This is a genomic window from Romboutsia sp. (assembly GCF_051659545.1).
Lineage (GTDB): Bacteria > Bacillota > Clostridia > Peptostreptococcales > Peptostreptococcaceae > JBOFOR01.
In genome coordinates this window covers 1-3,463 of record NZ_JBOFOR010000072.1, presented here as the reverse complement: position 1 = coordinate 3,463, position 3,463 = coordinate 1, and the positions used below count along the sequence as shown (strand labels likewise).

At 27.4% G+C, this 3,463-nt stretch carries 3 protein-coding genes; all 3 read right to left on the bottom strand.

Going from position 1 to position 3,463, the window contains the following annotated elements; translation table 11 throughout:
- Positions 1-236 precede the first annotated feature (236 nt).
- Positions 237-581, bottom strand: coding sequence for a DUF4372 domain-containing protein (locus ACRC03_RS03880; RefSeq protein ID WP_438651239.1), 345 nt, complete (start codon positions 579-581; stop codon positions 237-239).
- A 153-nt stretch (positions 582-734) separates the two neighbouring features.
- The gene (locus ACRC03_RS03875; RefSeq protein WP_438651238.1) at positions 735-2,402 is read right to left on the bottom strand and encodes an AAA family ATPase; all 1,668 of its coding nucleotides are present in this window, start codon (positions 2,400-2,402) and stop codon (positions 735-737) included.
- Positions 2,403-2,597: 195 nt separating this feature from the next.
- Positions 2,598-3,463, bottom strand: an 866-nt coding sequence (locus ACRC03_RS03870; RefSeq protein WP_438651237.1) for a DUF11 domain-containing protein, incomplete at its 5' end; no start/stop codon positions are given.

The following is a 3,463-nucleotide window of genomic DNA, read 5'->3' as shown; positions in this document are numbered from 1 at the left end:
ATATATTATTTTTATTATACAACATTTGAGACTTAATATAACTAGAAGTTGTTCCACCTCTCTTTATTAAGATAGTTTGAGACCTTGCCTTTCATCCCCACATCTAAAGAAGGGGGCTTTTCGGCAATTTATTGTAAATTCTATATCAATATAGAGTATTTATGAAAAAATACTTACACTTTATCTCTTTTGGGTAAATCAAAGCTAAGCCTTCCTTAAAAGCAAAAGTCTTAAAATTATACTATGAAATTATTGTAACTCCGCCTAGTTAGTAAATTATTGATTGAGGTACTATATATTTCACGAAAATTACTAGCTAAAATCCTTTTAATATCTAACAATCCCTTTGAACTATTTATTTCTCTACTCAATGGTAAGCACGAACCTAGTTGAGTAACGGCATCTCCAAGACTATTTAGAGATAAAATATTTATAGCAATTAATAACTTAATTTGTGATTCAACATCAAAATATCGAACTTTATAATTTCCATGGTATTTATTGATTATATTGTCTAAATCTTCTTTTCCTAAAATACTGAATATTTTATTTGCAACTGTAGAATTATATATATAAGTCAAATAAAAATATCTCCTTTTAACATAGCTTGTACTTAAACTCAGTTTTCCAAAGGAGGTATTTTTTATGCTTAAATTTATCAACTTTTCTAAATGCAACACTAGAGTACGCTATTATATAGCCTTTACACAATGTCACATTATCGTGACATTCTATTATCCTTGTTTTATATAAACTTCTTTTCCATTAAACACAATAGCAAGTTTTATTATATTGTCTATTCCACGTGATTTTAAAGTTGTATCATATTTTTTATCTTCTATTTGATTTAAGGCAATATCGAGCATCTCTGCTATACTTTCTTCATCTTCTTCATCATATCTTTTAAATTCAAAAATTACTCCAGGCTTAGTGTTGTCTTTTGGTATTAAACTAACATCATATCTACCAATTCCAGATTCTCTATTTGATAGTACTTCATGTGTAGAACTTAAAGATACAAGCATTCCTAAGACAAATGCGTGATATACTTTTTCAGGGTCCCTTCCTGCTGTATCAAAATAACTAAAGCTTGTAATAACATATCTTTTAAATATCTTACTGAAGTTTTTAACGTCCCCTTCGGTAAGTGCCTTAAGCATTTTTCTAAAATCAGAATCAATAAATCCTTCTTGGAACCATTTTTCAATTATATTTCTGTACATCGTTTTTATTTCTTTGTTAGGAACGGCAAGTTTATACATAAATTTATCTTCTTTATTTATTTTTTTAATAGTTTTTAAATATCCTGATAAAAGTAAAAAGCTCCAAAGATTTGTTTTGGCTCTAGACAATTCACTCATTACAACATCTTCATTTATCTCAGATTCTACATAACCACCCTTATATAAAGTTTCAAGTCCTAGTTTTATTTCTTCACTACCATCGGCTAAAAGTTCTTTTATAATACTATTTTCAGAAGTATTTACCCAATAAGGCATAAATTCTCTATCTGGTTTATTAATATATGACAGAACTGACCAAGGATTATATATTGTAGTACTACCAAAAATATATCCATTGTACCAAGATTTGAATGTTTTCATTTGTTTATCTAAACTATAGTATTTTAATAATTCTACAGTTTCTTCTTCTGTAAATCCAAATTTATCACTATATTTTTCTCCTAAAATACTATAAACTTCAAGATTATTAAGTCCTGAAAAAATAGACTCCTTAGCAACTCTAAGTATTCCTGTAATGAAAGCTTTTTCAAGATTTATATTATCCTTTAGTGCTGCTGATAAAAAGTTTCTTATAAAACCTATCATCTCTGGATAATAATTTTTAAAATGACTTTCGTGAATAGGAGTATCATATTCATCAATAAGTATTATTATCTTTTGACTATAATATTTATTTAAATATTCACTTAATTTTAGTAGTGATATTTCCAGTTCTGATATTGAGCTTTGCCTATTTAAAATATCATTAAAATATTTTTTATTATTGCTATCCAAAGAATCTATTAGATAATCAAAGTTTAAATAAAGGCTCGCTATCTTATGTCTAAATATTTCTATGAAGTTATTGAAATTAGCATGCTTATCATCCTTAAATGTAATATATATAAGTGGATACTTTCCTTGTTTTTTCATTATTTCAGTTTCATTTTCTATTCTTAAGTTTTTAAAAAGATAAGATTTATCTTCATCTGATTTTTCTAAAAAATATTTTAAAATAGATAAGTTAAAAGTTTTTCCAAAACGTCTTGGTCTTGGTAGTAAAACTATTTCTCCACTATCTTCTAAAAATTCTTTTATTATCAATGTTTTATCTATGAAATAATAATTATTATCTATTATTTTTTTAAAATCGCTAGTTCCTAAACTTATTTTTTTCAAACTAAATCACCTCGCATTAGTTGTAGTTATCATATTTAATATTATAACCATTGTATAATCTTTAAACAATAGATTGTTATTAATCCAATTTTGTATTAATAATATTTCACTACAACGTGACATTTTTTAAATAAACTAAAAAAATACCGAGAAAATATCTAATACATTTTCTCGGTATTTAAATATATTAAAAGTCTAACAAATTACTTGAACCTGGAAAGTTACTATTGAAGTTCCTCCAGCAGGTACAGTTCCTACATTTATACTAGCTGGTGTTCCACCGATTGGATTTCCATCTACTTGTAGAGAACCTGGTACATAAATTGTTCCATTAGGGACAGTGTCACTTAAAACTACATTAAGAGCATCTGCACTACCAGTGTTTGGAATAGATATTGTATAAGTTATAATATCTCCACATGTTCCATATACTTTATCTGTAAATTTAACTATATTTCCTAAACTAGCATGATTTATTGTAGTGTCAACAGTATTAGTATTATGAACACCTGTTGATGTTGTTAATAAAGTAGGATCAACTATAAAGTTATATCCAACTGTTCCTATATTAGGTATAGGATTTGTAGTTGGTATAGTATTAACTGTTACCTTAAATGTTACAGTTGAAGTTCCTCCTATAGGTATAGTTCCTATAGTCACGCCTGGAGGATTTGGTGATGTGCCACTTATTGGTAATCCATTTACTGTTACTGAATTTAAAACGAAATTCGTACCATCAGGTACAGTATCTACAAAAACTACATTATTAGCAGTTGTATTTCCTGTATTTGTTATAGTTATAGTGTACGTTAAAGTAGTAGGAACATCTGAAAATACTTTATCTACACCCTTAATAGGATTGCTTAAATCAGCAAAATTAACTTTACTAACAACTGTATTTGTACTTCCTCCAACACTTATCGTAGTTCCTAATACAGGGTCTACTATATAATCACCTATTATACTTCCTGTATTTGGTATAGAGTTTGGAGATGGTATAGTATTTACTGTTACCTTGAATATTATTGTAGTAACTGCTCCCGCAGGGATTGTTCCAATAC